Source organism: Streptomyces sp. JNUCC 64 (assembly GCF_054484115.1).
In genome coordinates this window covers 3,544,657-3,564,023 of sequence record NZ_CM137015.1, presented here as the reverse complement: position 1 = coordinate 3,564,023, position 19,367 = coordinate 3,544,657, and the positions used below count along the sequence as shown (strand labels likewise).

Sequence of the window (19,367 nt, the reverse complement as noted above, 5' to 3'; positions counted from 1 at the left end):
GGCCCGTGCGGTCCGCGCGGACGGTGACGGTCCCGGAACCGTCACCGGTGCCGGTGCCGGTGACCAGGTCCCAGGCGAGCAGGCCCGCGCCCAGGCACCCGGCGCTGTCGCCGAGGGCCGCGGGGACGATCCCGGGCATGCGCTGGAAGGTCACCCGGCGCCCGACGGCCGCCCGCAGCGGTGTGAACAGGGTCTCCCCGGCCTCGGCGAGCCCGCCACCGATGATCAGCACCCGGGGGTCCAACAGGGTGAGCGCGGTGACCAGCCCGTCCGCGAGGGCGTCCACCGCCTCCTGCCAGACCGCGATCGCCCGGGGGTCGCCCGACTCGACGGCCTTGGCGCAGTCCGCCGCGTCCGCCGACGGGTCGCCCGCCGCCTCGGCCCAGGCGCGGCTCACCGCGCCCGCCGACGCCAGCCGCTCCAGACAGCCGCGCTGTCCGCAGCCGCACTCGGGCCCGCCGGGACGGACCACGATGTGGCCGATCTCTCCCGCGTAGCCGTGCGCGCCGGGCTCTATCCGGCCGTCGATGCCGATGGCGCCCGCTATGCCGGTGCCGAGCGGCACGAAGAGGAAGCGGTCGGCGCCCTGGCCCGCGCCGATCCGTCCCTCCGCGAGGCCCCCGGTCCGGACGTCGTGGCCGAGGGCCACCGGAACGCCGTCGAGACGGTCGCTGAGCAGCTTGCGCATGGGCACGTTGCGCCAGCCGAGGTTGGACGCGTACACCGCGACCCCCGCCTCGGCGTCCACGATGCCCGGGACCGCGACACCCGCGGCGGAAGCGGTGACGCCGAAGTGCTCGACGCCGTACGAGCGCAGGTCCGCGGCGAAGTCGAGGATGCCCTCGACGACGGCCTCGGCGCCGCGCTCACGGCCCGTTGCCCGGCGGGCCGTGTGCAGAAGCGTTCCGTCGTTCGCCACGAGGGCGGCTTTCATCCCGGTCCCGCCCACATCGAGGGCGATGACGTGTTCTCCGGCCGGGGGTCCGGGGGGTGTCTCCCGGGTCGTTGCAGTCACGGGTGACAGTGTCGCGTGTAGACGGCCAAGAGGTCTAGTCCAGTTGCGGTACGCGCCCCATGGTCACGGAACGTTGCCGAAGTGATACGGCCACCCCCTCGACCCGGCCCCTCGCGGCCCGACAGACTCGCCGCCAACTGATCGGCGGGGCCCGCCACCCGGGTGGTGCGGGCGTGCGAGGGGTGGGGACACGGACGTGCGGCGTCGCAGGACGAGACTGGTCGCGGCAGGCGCCGCGCTGGTGCTGACCACGTTACTGAACGGATGCGGAACCGGCGGTGAGGAGCCGGACGGGGACACCACCCTGACCCTGGTGGCCGCCGACTACGGCGACTCCCCGGGCAACGGCAGCGCCGAGTACTGGGACGACCTCGTCGTCGACTTCCGGAAGGACAACCCGGACATCGACGTCGAGGTGACCGTCCTGCCGTGGACCGAGATCGACGCCCGGGTCAAGGACATGGTGGCCGAGGGCGAGGCGCCCGACATGGCCCAGATCGGCGCCTACTCCGACTACGCGGCGGACGGCGCGCTCTACAGCGCCGACGATCTGCTCTCCGTGGTCGTCCAGGCCGACTTCCTGCCGGTGCTCGCCGACGCGGGACAGCTCGACCGGGTCCAGTACGGGCTGCCGTTCGCGGCCTCCACCCGGCTGCTCTTCTACAACAAGGCCCTGTTCCGCAAGGCCGGGATCACCGATCCGCCCCGCACCTGGAAGGAGCTGAAGGCCGCCGCCGTCCGGCTCCGCCAGGAGGGCGTCGACTACCCCTTCGCGCTGCCGCTGGGTCCCGAGGAGGCCCAGGGCGAGACCCTGACGTGGCTGCTGAGCGGCGGCCACGACTACACCGACGGCAAGGGCGCCTACGACTTCGACGACCCCGCCAACGTCCGGACCCTCACCTGGCTGCGGGACGAACTCGTCCGGGAGGGCCTCACCGGCCCCACCCCGCCCTCCCGGCTGAACCGGGCCGCCGCGTTCTCCGCGTTCGCCGAGGGGGACGTGGGCATGCTCAACGGCCACCCCACCCTCATGCGCATCAGCGAGGCGAAGGACGTCGAGTACGGGATGGTCCGGATGCCCGGCCCGGCCGAGGAGAGCCTCTCCTCGCTCGGCGTCGTCGACTGGCTGATGGCGTTCCGGGAGAACGGCCACCAGGAGGAGATCGGCCGGTTCCTCGACCACGTCTACCGCAAGGAGAACGTCCTCGCCTTCTCCCGCCGCTACGACATGCTGCCGGTGACCCACACCGCCGCCGAGGAGATGTCCAAGCACCGCGACGACAAGGAGCTGCTGGACTTCCTCGACCGGCTCCAGGCCGCCCGGCTCTACCCCGTGGACAAGACGTCCTGGCCCCAGGTCAGCGCGGACATCAAACAGCGGATCGGCGCGGCGGTGGACGACGGCGGCGATCCCGAGCGGGTGCTGCGCACCATCCAGCGGCGCGCCCTGCGGGCCGCCGAGGACAGACCGGGCGGCTGAGCCGCCCGGCCCGTCCGGTCCGTCGACGGGCTCGCCCCCCGGTCCCGTCCCGGTCCCGTTCCGTCAGGGGCGGGGCGGGACCGGACGGGTAGGTTGGGGGGATGGCGGACGACGAACCGGGCGACGGGCCCGACGGCGGCCCGGTCGACCGGCTCGACGGTGGACCGGGCGACCGGGCACGCGACCGTCCGGACGCCGGACCGGACGGCCGTCCCGACGACGGTCCGGAGAACAGACCGGCCCACCGGCCCGACGGCGGCCCGGGCGGTGAGCCCGGCGACGGTCCGGACGCCGGGCCCGACGGAACGGAACGGGACGGCCGTCCCGACGCCGGACCCGACGACGGGCGGGACGACCGGTCAGGCGAGCGCGCGGACGCCGGACCGGCCGACGGACCACCCGACGGACCAGGTGAGCGACCGGCCCACGGGCTGGGCGAGCGGGAGCGCGGGGTGCTGGCGCTGGAGCGGCTGAGCTGGTCCGGCCCCGGCGCCAAGGAGCGCGCCGTCCGGGAGCGCCTCGGGATGGCGCCGGTCCGCTACTACCAGGTGCTGAACGCCCTGCTGGACGACCCGCGCGCGCTGGCCCACGACCCGGTCACCGTCAACCGGCTCCGCCGGCTGCGGGACACCCGCCGCGAGGGCCGCTGAGCCACCCCGGGACGGGACGGGCGGCGGCAACCGGACGGTGGGCCTCCGTGGTCGGGTGCCCGCATAGTGGGACCCCGGTGGCGCCGGAGCCGTCGGGGTCACCGCGAACCGTGAGCACGCGCGCCCGCGCGCGGCAGCCGACGAAGGGCGAAGGCCATGGCGTTACCGCCGATCGAGATCGACACCAGCCGACCGCATCCGGCCCGGATGTACGACTACTACCTGGGCGGCAAGGACCACTACGAGGTCGACCGGGAAGCGGCCGAGCGGGTGGTGGCCCTGGCCCCCGACGCCAAGCGGATCGCCCGCGCCAACCGGAGGTTCATGCACCGGGCCGTCCGCCATCTGGCGCGGCGCGGGATACGGCAGTTCCTCGACGTCGGCACCGGCATCCCGACCGAGCCCAATCTGCACCAGGTGGCGCAGGAGGTCCGCCCCGACGCGAAGGTCGTCTACGTCGACAACGACCCGATCGTGCTGCGCCACGCGGAAGCGCTGCTGCGCGGCACCCCCGAGGGACGCACCGCCTACGTCCAGGCCGACGTCCGGGAGCCGGAGAAGATCCTGGCGGCGGCCCGGGAGGTGCTGGACCCCGCCGAGCCGGTGGCCCTCTCCCTGGTGGCGCTGCTGCACTTCGTCCCGGACGATTCGGACCCCTACGGACTGGTGGACGCCCTGCTGGAGCCCCTGGCGCCCGGCAGCGCCCTGGTCCTCACCCACGGCACCAGCGACTTCCACGACCCCGAGGTGTTCGGCGGGATAGCGGAGGTCTACCGGAAGAGCGGCATACCGTTCCGGTTGCGGACCCGCGAGGAGTTCAGCCGCTTCTTCGACGGTCGGGAACTGGTCGAGCCCGGGGTGCGGGTGGCCGACGACTGGCGCCCCGAACCCCATGAGGCCGCCCCCGAGGGCACCACCTCGATCGGCTTCTACGCCGGGGTCGCCCACAAGTGACCTCCGGTCCCGGTCCCGGCGCCCGTCCGCGAGGGCGGGCACCGGGACCGGCCGCCGGTCGGTGCGGTCCGGCGCCCGGGAGGACCGTTCAACTAGGCTCACCGCCATGGGAATCCCTCGTGACTCCGTGCCCGAGCCGACCACCCCCGAGGGCCGCGCCGCCCTCGCCGCCCTCCTCTCCGACCCCGCCCGCGCCGTGGTCGCCCTGGACTTCGACGGCACCCTCGCCCCGATCGTCGACGACCCCGAACGGGCCCGCGCCCACCCCGGCGCGCTCCCCGCGCTCGGCGCCCTCGCCCCCGCGCTGCGCGGGACCGCCGTGATCACCGGCCGTCCCGCCGCCGTCGCCGTGCGGGCCGGGGGCCTCGACGGCGCCCCGGGCCTCGACCGGCTGGTCGTCCTCGGCCACTACGGGGCCGAACGCTGGGACGCCGCCACCGGCGAGGTCACCGCCCCGCCCCCGCACCCGGGCGTGGCGGCGGTCCGCGCCGAACTGCCCGGGGTGCTGCGCGCGGCGGGCGACTGGCCCGGCACCTGGACCGAGGACAAGGGCCGCGCGGTCGCCGTCCACACCCGCCGCGCCGAGGACCCGACGGGCGCGTTCGAAGCGCTGCGCGCCCCGCTCGCCGCCCTCGCCGCCCGGCACGGACTGATCGTGGAGCCCGGCCGCATGGTCCTGGAGCTGCGCCCGCCGGGCGTGGACAAGGGCGCCGCCCTGACCCGGTACGTCCGGGAGACCGGCGCGCGGACCGTCCTCTACGCGGGCGACGACCTCGGGGACCTGCCCGCCTTCGCGGCGGTGACCGCGCTGCGCGCCGAGGGCGTGGCCGGACTGCTGGTGTGCAGCGGCAGCGCGGAGGTCACCGAACTGGCCGAACGCGCCGATCTGGTGGTGGACGGCCCGGCGGGCGTCGTCGCGCTGCTGGCCGCGCTCGCGGCGGAGCTCCACGCCGACGGGACCTGACCCCACGGGCCGCCCTGCCCCCGCGATCCGTCCGGTGTGGCGAGCCGTCCGGCCCGGGGCGCCGGCCCATCGGCCTCGGGGTCCGGTGCGGCGAGCCGTCCGGCCCGGGGCGCCGACCCGTCGGCCTCAGCCCCCGTCGTCGTCCGGGCCCCGCTCCAGGGCCCGTAGCTGGTCGAGGAACCAGCGGGTCGGGGGCAGCGCGGTCGCGGCGGCGGCCAGGTGCTTGGTGCGTTCGGCGCGCTCCGCGTCCGGGGTGGTGAGCGCGGTCAGCAGGGCGTCGGCGGTGGCGGTGACGTCGTACGGGTTGACGGTCAGCGCGTACCCGCCCAGTTCCTCGAAGGCGCCCGCCTCCCGGGACAGCACCAGGACGCAGCCCCGGTCGGAGACCACCGGGATCTCCTTCGCCACCAGGTTCATCCCGTCCCGCACCGGGTTGACCAGCGCCACGTCCGCGAGCCGGTAGGCGGCGAGCGACCGGGCGAAGTCGTCCTCCACGTGCAGCACCACCGGCGTCCAGTCCGGCGTCCCGTACCCGGCGTTGATCTCGGCGGCGAGCCGGGACACCTCGGCGGTGTAGTCGCGGTAGACGGCGAGGTCCTGCCGCGACGGGTACGCGAACGCCACGTGCGTCACCCGCTCGCGCCACTCGGGGTGGCGTTCCAGCAGGTCACGGTAGGCGAGCAGACCGCGCACGATGTTCTTGGACAGCTCGGTGCGGTCGACGCGGACGATCGTCCGGCGCGGGGCGCCATCCGGGCCGGTGCCGATCTGGGCGCGCAGCGCGGCGGACCGGTCGGCCACATCGGGGCGGTGGGCGCGCTCCCGCAGGAAGTCGGCGTCCGCGCCCAGGCCGTGCACCCCGATCCGGGTGGTGCCGGTGCCGCCGGTGATCTCCTCGCAGCAGGCGGTGAACGCCGCCGCCCAGCGGTGGGTGAGGAACGCGGCGCGGTCGGCGCCCAGGATGCCGCGCAGCAGCTGTTCCGCCACGTCGTCGGGGAGCAGCCGGAAGTAGTCGACGGGTGCCCACGGGGTGTGCGAGAAGTGCCCGATCCGCAGATCGGGCCGCAGCTCCCGGAGCAGCCCGGGCACCAGCGCCAGGTGGTAGTCCTGCACCAGCACGGCCGCCCCCTCGGCGGCCTCGTCGGCGAGCGCCCGGGCGAAGGCGGCGTTGTACTCCTCGTACGCGGCCCAGCGGGCCCGGAAGGCGGAGTCGAAGACCGGCTCCAGCGGGGTCTGGTACAGCATGTGGTGGACGAACCACAGCACGGAGTTGGCGATCCCGTTGTAGGCGTCCGCGAACACGTCCGGCGGGATGTCCAGCATCCGCACCCGCTGGCCCCCGGTGTCCCCGGGGTCGAGGGCGCCGCCGGTGCGGCGGACCGCCTCCCGGTCGCCGTCGCCGAGGGCCGCGCACACCCAGACGGCGTCCGCGTCGGGGCCGATCGCGGAGAGCCCCGAGACCAGTCCGCCCCCGCCCCGGCGGGCGGTCAGCGCGCCGTCGTCGCCCACCGCGTACGAGACGGGACCGCGGTTCGACGCCACGAGGACCCGTGCGCCCCGCCCACCCTCAGAGAAACCCATACGGCGATACCTCGCCCGGCCCCGCCGCCCTCAAACGTCGCCTCCGAGCCACCGCCGGGCCGCCGCCGGGCCTCGGCGCGCCGTCGTTCCGGGGGCCGTGGTGACGGGTCCCGGCCGCGTCCCGGGCGACGGTCCTCAGCCGCGTTCCCGGGCGGCGGACTTGCTGCGGACGGTGGCGACGAGCAGCCCGCCGACCGCGCACAGGGCCGCGCCGAGACCGCCGTACAGATGCGGGGAGAAGCCGTCCGGGGCGGCCCGGCGTTCCGGCGCCCGCGCCGCCCCGGGCGCGACGGTCCCGGCGGCGACGGTCCGTCCGGCCACGGCCGCGGTGGCCGGACCGGCGGACACGACGACGGTGGCGTCCGTGGGAGGCGCGAGCACCGGATACGCGGCCGAAGCCGACGTCACGGTGAGCGCCGATGCCGCGAGAACCCCTGCCGTCCACACGGCCGTCCGCCGGACGCCACCACTGTTCCCCTTACCCGCTCCACGCGGAAGGAACATAAGAACATGGAGGAATTTGCCCATAAGTCGAAAATCTAGACATTCCTCCAAGTCGGACGGAGGTGCCACGCGGATCCGCCCCACCCCCGCGCACCCGATCGCCGACCGGTCCCGCCGCGTGACGCCGAGCCGACGCCGACGCCGCGCGGCGCCAGGTGGCCGCCGGGGCGCGTGACGCCCCGTGACCGCCGGGCGTCGTCAGGCGACCCGGCGGGCCGCGTACTCCGCCACCGAGGCCATCGGCGGCCGCTCCTCCGTGTCGACCGGGTACGTGCGCGGCTCGAACCCCCCGGCGCCCCGCTCGAACTGCGTCAGCTCGGGCCGCAGCAGATGCCCCCGGGCCAGCCGCAACTGCGCGGTCCGGTAGACGGCGGCGGCCATCCGTCCCAGCGCCTGGCCGTCCTGGTGGCGGTGGCGCCGCACCCCCACGTCCACCTGCCCCAGCGCGTCCAGCCCCACCGTGTGCAACGCGTCCACCAGCAGCCCCAGCTCCACCCCGTACCCCACCGGGAACGGCAGCCGTTCCAGCAGCGAGCGGCGGGCCGCGTACTCGCCGCCCAGCGGCTGTACGAAACCGGCCAGCCGGGGCCAGTGCATGTTGAGCACCGGCCGGGCCAGCAGCTCCGTCACCCGGCCGCCCTGCCCGGCGGCCCCGGCGGAACCCGAGGACCCCGGCGCCCCGGCGGACCCGGGGCCCTCCGCGCCGGAGGGGCCGCCGAACGGCCGGTCGTACATCGCCTTCACGAAGTGCACGTCCGGCTCGGTGAGCAGCGGGCCGACGATCCCGGTGACGAAGTCCGCCGAGAACTCCCGCAGGTCCGCGTCCACGAAGCAGACGATGTCACCCCGGGTGACCAGCAGCGAACGCCACAGCACCTCGCCCTTGCCGGGCACCGCGGGCAGCCCGGGGAGGATCGCGTCCCGGTGCTCCACCCGCGCCCCGGCCGCCGCCGCCACTTCCGCCGTGCGGTCCGAGGAACCCGAGTCGACCACCACCAACTCGTCGACCAGCGGCGCCGGACCGCCCATCAACGTGTCCCGGATCACGGTCACGATCTGGCCGACCGTCTCCTGTTCGTCGAGCGCGGGCAGCACCACACTGACCGTGGCCCCCGAGGCCCGCTTCGCCGCGGCGAGCTGGTGCTGCGGGCGGTCGGCCACGGACCAGGAACGCCTGCTCAGCCAGTCCTCGACTTCTTCCAGCACGGTCAGTGGCTCCCTACTGTGATCCATCTCGCGGTGCGGACGACTATCTCAACCGTCCTGGCCTTCGGTTACAGTCTTGAACAACGCGTACGACCGTCGCATGTCGGGGGCCGGACGCCGACAACCGCATACCGCTCATCCAGAGGGGCAGAGGGATACGGCCCGTTGAAGCCCCGGCAACCCTCCAGTCGGTCACTCGTACACCGCCCGCCACTTGATCCGATCCACGCGATCGATCACGGCGGAGCCGTCGCGAGGCTCCCGGCTCGGGAAGGTGCCAATTCCGTCTCGTGACGAAGCGCGTCACGGGGAAGATGAGGAGAAAGGGCCTCGCCTCCATGGCTGTTCAGACCGTTGCATCCACCACCGACACCGCTCCCGACCTCGGGCCCGCCAAGGCGCTGTCCTGTCGCGAGTGCGGCGAGCGCGTGCCGCTCGGGCCGGTCTTCGCCTGCGAGCTGTGTTTCGGGCCCCTTGAGGTCGCCTACGAGCTGCCGCTCGGCGACCCGGAGGGGCTCCGCAAGAAGATCGAGTCGGGCCCCGAGAACATCTGGCGCTACGCCCCGCTGCTGCCCGTCCCCGCCGACGTCGCGAGCAAGCCGAACCTCAACCCCGGCTGGACCAAGCTCATCAAGGCCGACAACCTCGCCCGCGAACTGGGCGTGACCGGCGCCCTGTACGTCAAGGACGACTCCGGCAACCCGACGCACTCCTTCAAGGACCGCGTCGTCGCCCAGGCCCTGGAAGCCGCCCGCGCCTTCGGCTACACCACGCTCTCCTGCTCCTCCACCGGCAACCTCGCCGGTGCCGTCGGCGCCGCCGCCGCCCGCGCCGGCCTGCGCTCCTGCGTGTTCATCCCGCACGACCTGGAGCAGGCCAAGGTCATCACGGCCGCCGTCTACGGGGGCGAACTCGTCGCCATCGAGGGCACCTACGACGATGTGAACCGCTTCTGCTCCGAGCTGATCGGCGACCCGCTCGGCGAGGGCTGGGGCTTCGTCAACGTCAACCTCCGCCCGTACTACGGCGAGGGCTCCAAGACGCTCGCCTACGAGATCTGCGAGCAGCTCGGCTGGGAGATCCCGGACCAGCTGGTCATCCCGATCGCCTCCGGCTCCCAGCTCACGAAGATCGACAAGGGCATCCAGGAGCTGATCAAGCTCGGTCTGGTCGAGGACAAGCCCTACAAGATCTTCGGCGCCCAGGCCACCGGCTGCTCCCCGGTCTCCGCCGCCTTCAAGGCCGGACACGACGTGGTCCGCCCGCAGAAGCCCGACACCATCGCCAAGTCGCTGGCCATCGGCAACCCGGCGGACGGCCCCTACGTCCTCGACATCGCCCGTCGCACCGGCGGCGCCGTGGAGGACGTGGACGACGCGGCCGTCATCGAGGCCATCTCGCTGCTCGCCCGCACCGAGGGCGTCTTCGCGGAGACGGCGGGCGGCGTGACCGTCGGCGTCACCAAGAAGCTCATCGAGTCGGGTCTGATCGACCCCGCGCTCACCACCGTCGTCATCAACACCGGCGACGGCCTCAAGACCCTCGACGCGGTGACCGACCGGGCCACCGCCACCATCAAGCCGAACCTCGACGCCTTCCGCGAGGCGGGTCTCGCCACGGGCTGAGCCCGCACCTGCCCGGGCGACGGCCCGCACGACCGTCGTCGCCCGGGTGCCTCCCGCCGGTTCCCGGCGCGGCCGGGCCCCGGGCGCACCACACGCCGTACATCACGCCGCACGTCGCGGCGCGCGTCATCCGTCGCGGCCCTTCGCGATGCGCGGCGGACGGCGCGCGACACCCCGCGCCCGCCCGTCCCGCTCCCGGGGCGGGCGCCCGCACACCTCGCGTCGCCCCTCCCGCCCCGCCACCCGCCCCGCCTCCCTCCTTCCCCCCTCTCCCCGTCCCGCACTCCTCCGGAAACGACCGGAAAGGCCATTCCATGAGCGTCACCGTCCGCATCCCGACCATCCTGCGCACCTACACCGACGGCAAGGCCGAGGTGGCCGCCGAGGGCGCGACCCTCGGCGAGGTCATCGCCGACCTGGAGAAGAACCACCCGGGCATCGGCGGTCGCGTCCTGGACGACCAGGGAGCCCTGCGCCGCTTCGTGAACGTCTACGTCAACGACGACGACGTCCGCTTCGAGCAGGGCCTCGGCACCGCCACCCCGGACGGCGCGGGCATCTCGATCATCCCGGCGGTCGCGGGCGGCTGACCCCGCCGGGCCGGGCGGGCCGCTCCCTGTCCGGCCCGCCCGCCCGCCCTTCCCGCCCGGCCCTTCCGCCGGGCCCCGCCCCGCCCGACGCTCTCCGTGACCGGACCGGACCCCTCCGCAAGAGAAGCGGAAGAGGTCATTCCCGAGGATTGAACGCGATAGGGTTGGGGAAACGGCTCGCGCATTTGTGCTTCACACAAATGACTTCTCAGCCGCTCGCCGACAAGATGCAGCCAAACAGCATTACCGAATTGGCCGCTCTGTGTCATTTGTCGGGCCCGACTTGCCCTGAATTCGCGGGCATTATCTGGATATCTCCGATCGGTCGCGCCCAGATTTCTCGTCCAGTTGACCTGTTGCAGACGGCAGTTGGACAGATACATTCAGCGGCGGTCGACGCGTTCCGGCGCACACCCCCAACCGTTGGGGGGTGGAGGTCTGACCCGGGCCCGCGGAGCGCGGTCCTGTGCAAGGGCCAGTAATAGGGGAGTTAGGCATGGCTCAGGGCACCGTCAAGTGGTTCAACGCGGAGAAGGGCTACGGCTTCATCGCGGTCGACGGTGGTGCGGATGTTTTCGTCCACTACAGCGCCATCCAGATGGACGGGTACCGCACCCTTGAAGAGGGCCAGCGAGTCGAGTTCGAGATCTCGCAGGGTCAGAAGGGGCCGCAGGCGGACATGGTCCGCTTGGCCGTCTGAAGTACGCGTCGACTGACTGCGACGTTCCGAGGGGTCCGTACCCGGCTAGGGGTGCGGACCCCTCGCGTCGTCAGTCCCTCTGTCTTTCCGTCTCTCCGCTGTTTCTCTGTCTCTCTGTCTCTCCGAGCCTCCGTCCGCGCATCCGTCTGCGTCCCGGACGGACGGCGCCAGGGGCGCGTCCTCGCTCCCGTTGTCCGCTCCCGCCCGCTTCCGCGCCGTGCGCGCCCCATGTGCCGCGCGCTCCCGTCCGTTCCGGCGTGTACTCCGCGCACCGCGCTGACCTGCGGCGGGACCGGGAGGGACGGTTCCTGGAAGGGCAAGCCGCTTGCACTCGCACCGGTCGAGTGCTAATCATTGGCGTTAGCACTCTACGAGTGAGAGTGCTACGAAGGACCGGGTCGGTGAGGCCCGCGGGCCGGGTGGGGCAACGAATCGCCCGGCGTCGCAGGCCGTCCGTCGCGGGCGCCAGCGCGGTCCGAACCATCCGCTCCACGCCGTAAGGGCGCGGGTAGGACCCCCTTCAGTCCGGGAGGACCACTTCACATGGCCAAGATCATCGCGTTCGACGAGGAGGCGCGGCGCGGCCTTGAGCGCGGTATGAACCAGCTCGCCGACGCCGTCAAGGTCACCCTCGGCCCCAAGGGCCGCAACGTCGTCCTTGAGAAGAAGTGGGGCGCCCCCACGATCACCAACGATGGTGTCTCCATCGCCAAGGAGATCGAGCTCGAAGACCCCTACGAGAAGATCGGCGCCGAGCTGGTCAAGGAGGTCGCGAAGAAGACGGACGACGTCGCCGGTGACGGCACGACGACCGCGACCGTCCTCGCCCAGGCGCTGGTCCGCGAGGGTCTGCGCAACGTCGCCGCGGGTGCCAACCCGATGGCCCTGAAGCGGGGCATCGAGAAGGCCGTCGAGGCCGTCTCCGCCGCCCTGCTGGAGCAGGCCAAGGACGTGGAGACCAAGGAGCAGATCGCCTCCACCGCCTCCATCTCCGCCGCCGACACCCAGATCGGCGACCTCATCGCCGAGGCCATGGACAAGGTCGGCAAGGAAGGCGTCATCACCGTCGAGGAGTCCCAGACCTTCGGTCTGGAGCTGGAACTCACCGAGGGCATGCGCTTCGACAAGGGCTACATCTCGGCGTACTTCGCCACCGACATGGAGCGTATGGAGGCGTCGCTCGACGACCCGTACATCCTCATCGCCAACTCCAAGATCGGCAACGTCAAGGACCTGCTGCCGCTCCTGGAGAAGGTCATGCAGTCCGGCAAGCCGCTGCTGATCATCGCCGAGGACGTCGAGGGCGAGGCCCTGTCCACGCTCGTCGTGAACAAGATCCGCGGCACCTTCAAGTCCGTCGCCGTCAAGGCCCCGGGCTTCGGCGACCGCCGCAAGGCCATGCTCGGCGACATCGCCATCCTGACGGGTGGTGAGGTCATCTCCGAGGAGGTCGGCCTCAAGCTGGAGAACGCGACCCTGGACCTCCTGGGCCGCGCCCGCAAGGTCGTCATCACCAAGGACGAGACCACCATCGTCGACGGTGCCGGTGACACCGACCAGGTCGCCGGTCGCGTGAACCAGATCCGCGCCGAGATCGAGAACTCCGACTCGGACTACGACCGCGAGAAGCTCCAGGAGCGCCTGGCGAAGCTCGCGGGCGGCGTGGCCGTCATCAAGGCCGGTGCCGCGACCGAGGTCGAGCTCAAGGAGCGCAAGCACCGCATCGAGGACGCCGTCCGCAACGCGAAGGCCGCCGTCGAGGAGGGCATCGTCGCCGGTGGCGGCGTGGCCCTGCTGCAGGCGTCCGCCGTCTTCGACAAGCTGGAGCTGGAGGGCGACGAGGCCACCGGTGCCGCCGCCGTCAAGCTGGCCCTGGAGGCCCCGCTCAAGCAGATCGCGGTCAACGCCGGTCTTGAGGGCGGCGTCGTGGTGGAGAAGGTCCGCAACCTGACCCCGGGCCACGGCCTCAACGCCGCGAGCGGCGAGTACGTGGACATGATCGCCGAGGGCATCCTCGACCCGGCCAAGGTGACGCGCTCCGCGCTGCAGAACGCCGCGTCGATCGCCGCGCTGTTCCTCACCACCGAGGCCGTCATCGCCGACAAGCCGGAGAAGGCCGCCGCGGCCGCTCCGGGCGGCATGCCCGGCGGCGACATGGACTTCTGAGCCTCCCGGCTCGGACTTCCGTCGCACAGCGGTACCAGTACCGAGGGCGGCACCCCGATGGGGTGCCGCCCTCGGGCGTTTCCGGGACGGCTCGCGGGGGCGCGTTCCGGGTCGCCCCCGGGGCGCGCTCCCGGCGCCGTTCCCGGTGCGGGCGTTCCGTTGAGGGGCCGACGCTCCGGAACCCTCCGGGTGCGGTGGGCGCGCGGGCCATCCGGCTATCCGAACGCGGCGGACAGCGGCAGCCGGACCTCGGCGACGGTCACCCCGATCCGGGCGAGCCGCTCCACGGCCCAGCCGACCGCCTCCCGCGCGGAGGCCGCCGGCACGGTGCAGGGGAACCGGACGCCGCCCGGGTCCTCTTCCCATCCGACCTCGCCCCCGGCGAGCCCGTCCGCCCGGTCGAACGCGTCGGACTCCCGCTCACCCGGGCGGGTCTCCGGGTACAGGACGAACGCCCAGTCACGCACAGCCGGTGTGCTTCCGGGTCGCTTCAGCGCGGCTTCCACGTCAGGCTTCGGATGCCGGTCATTCTTCACGGGCCTACCTCCTGACGGGGCAACGAACGCGAACTGCCGGGGTCACCGGAGCGGAGGCCCAGGGTGCGTCCGTCCCTTCCGTCCGGCCGCGTCGGGGGCGGCGACCGGGCGGGGTCAAGGGGTGGGGGGAGGGGAGGGGTTAAGAGCGTTAAGCGGCTTGAACGGCTTGAACGGCTTGAACGGCTTGAACGGCTTGAACGGCTTGAACGGCTTGCGGCGGGTGCGTGGGTGCGCGAGGTGCGCGGGCCCAGGGGGTGGACGGTTCTGTCCCGGGGGAAGTGGTCTCGGCGGCCCCTGGCGTCACCGCGCCGGGTCGCGTCCGCCGGTACGCTGCCGGGCGTGGACGGCGGTGCGGGTGGCGGGAACGGTGACGGTGACGGCGGGAGCGGCGGCGCGGGGGCGTCCGCGCGGTTGATGGCGCTGGCGGTGTCCCTGCGGCGGGTCAACGGCGGGATCAACCGGCTGACGCACGCCTTCGCCACGGCCCACGGTCTGCACCCGACGGACGTCAGCGCGCTCGCCACCGTCCTGGACGCGGAGGAGCCGGTCACCCCCGGGCTGCTGCGGACCCGGCTGGGGCTCACCTCCGGGGCGGTGACCGCCTGTCTGGACCGGCTGGAGCGCGCCGGGCACATCCGTCGGACCCGGGACGAGACCGACCGCCGGGTGGTGCGCGTCGAGTACGCGGACGAGGCGCGGTTGGCGGCGCGGGCCTTCTTCCGGCCGCTGGCGGTCGCGGGGGAGCGGGCCCGGCTCCGGTTCGACGACGCGGAACTCGCCGTCGTGCTGCGGTTCCTCGACACGTTCAGCGAGGAGATGGGGCGGTTGGAGGGGGAGCCGGAACCGGCGCCCTCGGGTCCGGCGGCCTCTTCGGGGGCGGTGTCGTCGTCCTCCGGTTCGGTGTCCTCGGCGTCGGTGTCCTCGACCCCGGTGTCCTCGACCCCGGTGTCCTCGGCCTCGCCGCCCTCGCCGCCTCCGCCTCCGCCCTCGCCGCCTCCGCCTCCGCCGTCGCCGTCCTCGCCTCCGGCGGCGCGCTGAGCCTGGGCCGGGGGCTCTTCTGGTGCCTCCCAGGTCGGTCGGTCACCCCCTACCCTCCAGATATCTCAATGCATCAAGATAATCTCCAGGCAGGACAGCCCGTCGCCCGTCGAGACAGCGGATGTATCGCCCATGCCCCGCAGCGCCCGTTCCGTCAGCCCTTCCGGTTCCGCCAGCCCCTCCGGGGCCGCCGGGCCGGTCCGTCCCGGCCGCTCGTCCCGGGCCGGCCGGCTGCTGGTCCCGTTGGTCCTCCTGCTCGTCTGGCTCGGTGTGGGCGGGGCGCTCGGCCCGTACGCGGGGAAGCTGGGGGAGGTGGCCACCAACGACCAGGCCGCGTTCCTGCCCCGGAGCGCCGAGTCGACCCGGGTCCTCGACCTCCAGGACGACTTCCGGCAGACCGGCGCACTGCCGCTCGTCGTGGTGTGGACCGCGAGCGGGGGCGGTGACGGCGCCGCGTTGCCGGGGGCGGCGCGCGGCGCGGCCACCCGGGCGGTGGCCGGGCTCGACGGTTCGCCCGCGCTCGCCGGGGCGCCGTCGCCCGCCCTCGTCTCCGACGACGGCCGCGCGCTGCGGGCGGTCGTGCCGTTGCGGACCGACCTCGGCGACGGGCTGGCCGACGCGCTGGACGAGGTCGGGGAACGGGCCCGGGCGGTGCCGGGGACCGTCGTCCACCTCGCGGGCCCGGCGGCGTCCCAGGCGGACCTGAAGAACGCGTTCGCCGGGATCGACGGGCTGCTGCTGGGCGTGGCCCTGGCCACCGTCCTCGTCATCCTGCTGCTGGTGTACCGCAGCGTGCTGCTGCCCCTGCTGATCATCGTGGCGTCCGTGTTCGCGCTCGCCCTCGCCTGCGCGGTGGTCTACGCGCTCGCCGAGCGGGGCGTGGTGCGGGTCGACGGCCAGGTGCAGGGCATCCTCTCGATCCTGGTGATCGGGGCGGCCACGGACTACGCGCTGCTGCTCACCGCCCGGTACCGCGAGGAGTTGACCCGCGAGGACGACCGGACGGCGGCGATGCGGGCCGCCCTGCGCCGCTCGGCCGGTCCGGTGGTCGCCAGCGCGGCCACGGTGGCGCTGGGACTGCTCGCGCTGCTGCTCAGCGATCTGACCAACAACCGCGCGCTGGGCCCGGTCGGGGCCATCGGCATCGTCTGCGCGGTCGCGGCGGCGCTCACCTTCCTGCCCGCCGCGCTGGTGCTGCTCGGCCGTGCCGCCTACTGGCCCGCGCGGCCCCATCGGGCGGTGGCTCCGGCGGGTCCGGCGGCTCCGGCGGGTCCCGTGGGTCCCGTGGGCACGGCGGGTGCGGCGGGTGCGGCGGGCTCAGCGGCTCCGGCGGATCAGGCGGCTCGGGCCGGGACGGACGCCGGGGTGCGGGCCGGGGCGGACGCCGGGGCGCGGGGCGGGTCGCACCGGCTCTGGCGGCGGGTGGCCGAGGTGGTGGACCGGGCGCCGCGCCGGGTCTGGGCGTTCACCCTGGCGGCGCTGCTCGTCTGCGCCGCGTTCGCCCCGGCGCTGTCCTCGCGCGGGGTGCCGCTGGACGAGACCCTCGTCGGGGACGCGCCGTCGGTGGCCGCCCAGGAGGTGCTGGGCGAGCACTTCCCCGGCGGGTCGGGCAGTCCCGCCGTGGTGGTCGCCCGGGCCGGTGCCCTGGAGCCGGTCACCGCCGCCGCCCGGGAGGTGCCGGGCGTCGCCTCCGTCCTCCCGGTGACGGCCGGTGGCGGTCCCGGCGGTCCGCCCCTGGTGGCCGACGGGCGGGTGCGGCTGGACGTCACCCTGGCCGATCCCGCCGACAGCGCGGCGGCCGAACGCGCCGTGACCGCGCTGCGGGAGGCCGTCCACGCGGTGCCGGACGCCGAGGCGCTGGTGGGCGGGGTGACCGCCCAGCGGATCGACACCCAGCGGACGGCGGCGGACGACCGGGCCCTGATCACCCCGGTCGTGCTGGCCGTCATCCTGGTCGTCCTGGTGGCGCTGCTGCGCTCCCTGCTGATGCCGCTGGTCCTGGTCGCGACGGTCGCGCTGAACTTCTTCGCCACGCTCGGGGTGGCCTCCCTGGTCTTCACCCATGTGCTGGGCTTCAGCGGGGTGGACGCCTCGGTGCCGCTCTACGGGTTCGTGTTCCTGGTGGCGCTCGGCGTCGACTACAACATCTTCCTGATGTCCCGGGTCCGGGAGGAGGCGGTCCGGCTCGGCACCCGGGAGGGGCTGCGGGAGGGGCTGGTGGCGACCGGAGGGGTCATCACCTCGGCCGGGGTGGTGCTGGCCGCGACCTTCGCGGCGCTGGGCGTCATCCCGCTGGCCTTCCTGATCCAGATCGCCTTCATCGTGGCGTTCGGGGTGCTGCTGGACACCCTGGTGGTCCGGTCGCTGCTGGTCCCGGCGCTGGTACGGAGCCTGGGGCCCCGGGCGTGGTGGCCGGGGGGCCCGGCGGGCTTCCGCTCGCCGCCTTCCTGACGGTCCGCAGTCCTGAAGGTCCGCCGTCCGGTCCGGCGGTCGTCCCCGTCCGGCGGCGGTCACCCTTGCGACGGCCGCCCCGCCCCGACGGCCGCCCCGCCCCGACGGCTCGCCGTCCACCCGACGGGCCGTCGTCCGTCCGACGGTCCGCCGGGTGCGTGACGGCCCGTCGGGTGGGGGTCGAGGGCGTGCCGGGCGGCGCGTCGGGCGGTTCGGGTGAATCCGGTGAACCGGACGTTCCGGGCGTCTCTGTGGTCCCGTTTCCGGCCATGTTCGGATCGTCGCCACGGGGCGGTGACGGACGGGGTGCCCGGGAAGATCTCCGTGTATGGGGCATGTTGACGGTGGGATCTTCGGTTCCGTGACCGTCGGCGCTGACCCGCGGTGAAGATCCAATCCGGTGGTCACCCCCGTGGCCTGCGAAGACGTGTCCGTATGGCAGCCAACCGATCGGGGCCCCCTTCTGCGGTGATCACTCCCCGTGTAGGCATGGTCGCGGCGGCCTCGGACAGTCCGGACGGCCGCCTCCCTCATGTCCCGGAGGTCTATTCGTCATGTCCCGACTCACCCGCCGTCAGGTGTTCCGCGTCGCGACCGGTGTCGCCGCGGGCGCCGCGCTCGCCGGTGCCGCGACCGTCGCCACCGCCACCGGTCCCAGCACCTCCAAGAAGCCCGCCCCCGGCGCGGGCGGACCCGCCGCCTTCGACGAGGTCTACAAGGGCCGTCACATCCAGGGCGCGCCCGACGACTCCGCCGCCGCCCGCGCGCAGGGCCAGGGCGGCCACGGCCATGGCCATGCGCACGGTCACAACGGCCACGCCACCTACCGCGTCCTGATCGACGGACGCGAACTCCAGGTCATGCGGCACAACAAGAGCGGCTGGAGCAGCCCGGTCAACCACTACGAGCGGTTCACCAGCCCGCGCGAGGCCGCGCGCGCCGCCGTGCTGACCCTCAAGGGCGCCCACGTCGTCCCCTTCACCCCCACCGTCTGAGCCGGGAGCCCCCTCCACCATGACCGTTCGGAAGAACCAGGCGAACCTCACCACCGCCGAGAAGAAGGCGTTCACCGACGCCGTGCTGGCGCTCAAGGCCAGCGGCAAGTACGACGAGTTCGTCGCCGCGCACAGACTCCGCTTCGCGCTGGACATGAACACCGGCATATACGTGGGCCACTTCGGCGCCTCGTTCCTGCCCTGGCACCGCAAGTTCCTGATCGACTTCGAGAACGAGCTGAAGAAGGTCAACTCCCAGGTCTCCATCCCCTACTGGGACTGGACCGTCGACAACTCGCCGACCTCCTCCCTCTGGGCGGCGGACTTCCTCGGCGGCACCGGACGCCCCTCGGACGACCAGGTCATGGACGGGCCCTTCGCCTACTCCACGGGCCAGTGGACGATCACCGTCCAGGCCGACACCCGCCCGTTCCTCGCCCGCAACCTCGCCTACCGGGTGCCCACCCTGCCCACCCGGGCGCAGGTGGACGAGGCCCTGGCCCACACCGTCTACGACACCGCGCCCTGGCGTGACGCCTCGACCGGCTTCCGCTCCGCCCTGGAGGGCACCGCCGGGTACATGAGCATGCACAACCGCGTGCACACCTGGGTCTGGGGGCAGATGGAGTCCAGCGTCTCCCCGAACGACCCGGTGTTCTGGCTGCACCACGCGTTCGTCGACAAGCTCTGGGCCGACTGGCACGCGCTCCACCCGACCAGCGCCGAGTACCTCCCCACCGGGGGCACGACCGATGTGATCGACCTGAACGAGACGATGCCGCCCTGGACCAACGCGACTCCGCAGAGCGTGCTGGACCACACGCAGTTCTACACCTACGCCTGACCCGTCGCCCCGCGGGCTTCCGCCGACGGGATTCCGTCCCCGTCGGCGGGGGCGCGCGGTTCCGGCGG

The 19,367-nt window shown here is 73.6% G+C and carries 15 protein-coding genes, 2 pseudogenes and 1 riboswitch; of the genes and pseudogenes, 12 read left to right on the top strand and 5 right to left on the bottom strand.

The window, feature by feature from the left end; all coding sequences use genetic code 11:
• Positions 1-58: 58 nt before the first annotated feature.
• Positions 59-1,015 (bottom strand): annotated as a pseudogene (locus ACVWNX_RS14470) (ROK family protein); the annotation flags it as partial.
• 241 nt (positions 1,016-1,256) lie between these two features.
• On the opposite strand from ACVWNX_RS14470, the gene ACVWNX_RS14465 reads away from it, so the two are divergent.
• The 4 genes from ACVWNX_RS14465 to otsB all read left to right on the top strand — a co-directional run bounded on the left by ACVWNX_RS14465 (position 1,257) and on the right by otsB (position 5,063).
• Positions 1,257-2,495 (top strand): extracellular solute-binding protein, encoded by a 1,239-nt coding sequence (locus tag ACVWNX_RS14465; RefSeq protein ID WP_454414336.1) that lies wholly within the window; start codon positions 1,257-1,259, stop codon positions 2,493-2,495.
• 431 nt (positions 2,496-2,926) lie between these two features.
• Positions 2,927-3,145: a DUF3263 domain-containing protein gene (locus ACVWNX_RS14460; RefSeq protein ID WP_454414768.1), complete on the top strand. Its 219-nt coding sequence runs from the start codon at positions 2,927-2,929 to the stop codon at positions 3,143-3,145.
• 156 nt (positions 3,146-3,301) lie between these two features.
• Positions 3,302-4,099, top strand: a complete 798-nt coding sequence (locus ACVWNX_RS14455) for an SAM-dependent methyltransferase (RefSeq protein ID WP_454414335.1) — start codon at positions 3,302-3,304, stop codon at positions 4,097-4,099.
• Between the two features lie 106 nt (positions 4,100-4,205).
• Positions 4,206-5,063 carry a trehalose-phosphatase gene (gene otsB / locus ACVWNX_RS14450; protein WP_454414334.1) on the top strand — a complete coding sequence of 286 codons (858 nt, stop codon included), beginning with the start codon at positions 4,206-4,208 and terminating at the stop codon, positions 5,061-5,063.
• Positions 5,064-5,189: 126 nt separating this feature from the next.
• Here otsB and ACVWNX_RS14445 read toward each other — a convergent pair whose 3' ends face one another.
• From ACVWNX_RS14445 to ACVWNX_RS14435, 3 genes are all read right to left on the bottom strand, one after another.
• Positions 5,190-6,644 (bottom strand): alpha,alpha-trehalose-phosphate synthase (UDP-forming), encoded by a 1,455-nt coding sequence (locus ACVWNX_RS14445; RefSeq protein ID WP_454414333.1) that lies wholly within the window; start codon positions 6,642-6,644, stop codon positions 5,190-5,192.
• 135 nt (positions 6,645-6,779) lie between these two features.
• The gene (locus ACVWNX_RS14440; RefSeq protein ID WP_454414332.1) at positions 6,780-7,052 is read right to left on the bottom strand and encodes a hypothetical protein; all 273 of its coding nucleotides are present in this window, start codon (positions 7,050-7,052) and stop codon (positions 6,780-6,782) included.
• Between the two features lie 294 nt (positions 7,053-7,346).
• A complete protein-coding gene (locus ACVWNX_RS14435) occupies positions 7,347-8,354 on the bottom strand; it encodes a glucosyl-3-phosphoglycerate synthase (protein ID WP_454414331.1) in 1,008 nt (335 codons plus the stop codon).
• Between the two features lie 132 nt (positions 8,355-8,486).
• A riboswitch (SAM riboswitch) is annotated at positions 8,487-8,675 on the top strand.
• A 17-nt stretch (positions 8,676-8,692) separates the two neighbouring features.
• Here ACVWNX_RS14435 and thrC point away from each other — a divergent pair.
• The 4 genes from thrC (at position 8,693) to groL (ending at position 13,435) form a co-directional block, all read left to right on the top strand.
• Positions 8,693-9,979 carry a threonine synthase gene (gene thrC, locus ACVWNX_RS14430; RefSeq protein ID WP_454414330.1) on the top strand — a complete coding sequence of 429 codons (1,287 nt, stop codon included), beginning with the start codon at positions 8,693-8,695 and terminating at the stop codon, positions 9,977-9,979.
• Between the two features lie 314 nt (positions 9,980-10,293).
• The gene (locus ACVWNX_RS14425) at positions 10,294-10,569 is read left to right on the top strand and encodes a MoaD/ThiS family protein (protein ID WP_454414329.1); all 276 of its coding nucleotides are present in this window, start codon (positions 10,294-10,296) and stop codon (positions 10,567-10,569) included.
• 496 nt (positions 10,570-11,065) lie between these two features.
• Complete coding sequence (locus ACVWNX_RS14420) at positions 11,066-11,269, top strand: cold-shock protein (RefSeq protein WP_037910665.1); 204 nt, start codon at positions 11,066-11,068, stop codon at positions 11,267-11,269.
• Positions 11,270-11,812: 543 nt separating this feature from the next.
• Positions 11,813-13,435 (top strand): chaperonin GroEL, encoded by a 1,623-nt coding sequence (gene groL / locus ACVWNX_RS14415; RefSeq protein WP_351243527.1) that lies wholly within the window; start codon positions 11,813-11,815, stop codon positions 13,433-13,435.
• Positions 13,436-13,650: 215 nt separating this feature from the next.
• Here the strand turns inward: groL and ACVWNX_RS14410 are convergent, their stop codons facing one another.
• The gene (locus ACVWNX_RS14410) at positions 13,651-13,902 is read right to left on the bottom strand and encodes a hypothetical protein (protein ID WP_454414328.1); all 252 of its coding nucleotides are present in this window, start codon (positions 13,900-13,902) and stop codon (positions 13,651-13,653) included.
• Between the two features lie 483 nt (positions 13,903-14,385).
• On the opposite strand from ACVWNX_RS14410, the pseudogene ACVWNX_RS14405 reads away from it, so the two are divergent.
• The 4 genes and pseudogenes from ACVWNX_RS14405 to ACVWNX_RS14390 all read left to right on the top strand — a co-directional run.
• Positions 14,386-14,811, top strand: a pseudogene (locus ACVWNX_RS14405) (MarR family winged helix-turn-helix transcriptional regulator); the annotation flags it as partial.
• A 330-nt stretch (positions 14,812-15,141) separates the two neighbouring features.
• On the top strand, positions 15,142-17,460 hold the full coding sequence (locus tag ACVWNX_RS14400) for an MMPL family transporter (RefSeq protein WP_454414327.1): 2,319 nt from the start codon (positions 15,142-15,144) through the stop codon (positions 17,458-17,460).
• A 554-nt stretch (positions 17,461-18,014) separates the two neighbouring features.
• Positions 18,015-18,455, top strand: coding sequence for an apotyrosinase chaperone MelC1 (gene melC1, locus ACVWNX_RS14395; protein WP_454414326.1), 441 nt, complete (start codon positions 18,015-18,017; stop codon positions 18,453-18,455).
• 19 nt (positions 18,456-18,474) lie between these two features.
• Positions 18,475-19,299: a tyrosinase family protein gene (locus ACVWNX_RS14390; protein WP_454414325.1), complete on the top strand. Its 825-nt coding sequence runs from the start codon at positions 18,475-18,477 to the stop codon at positions 19,297-19,299.
• The last annotated feature ends 68 nt before the right edge of the window (positions 19,300-19,367 follow it).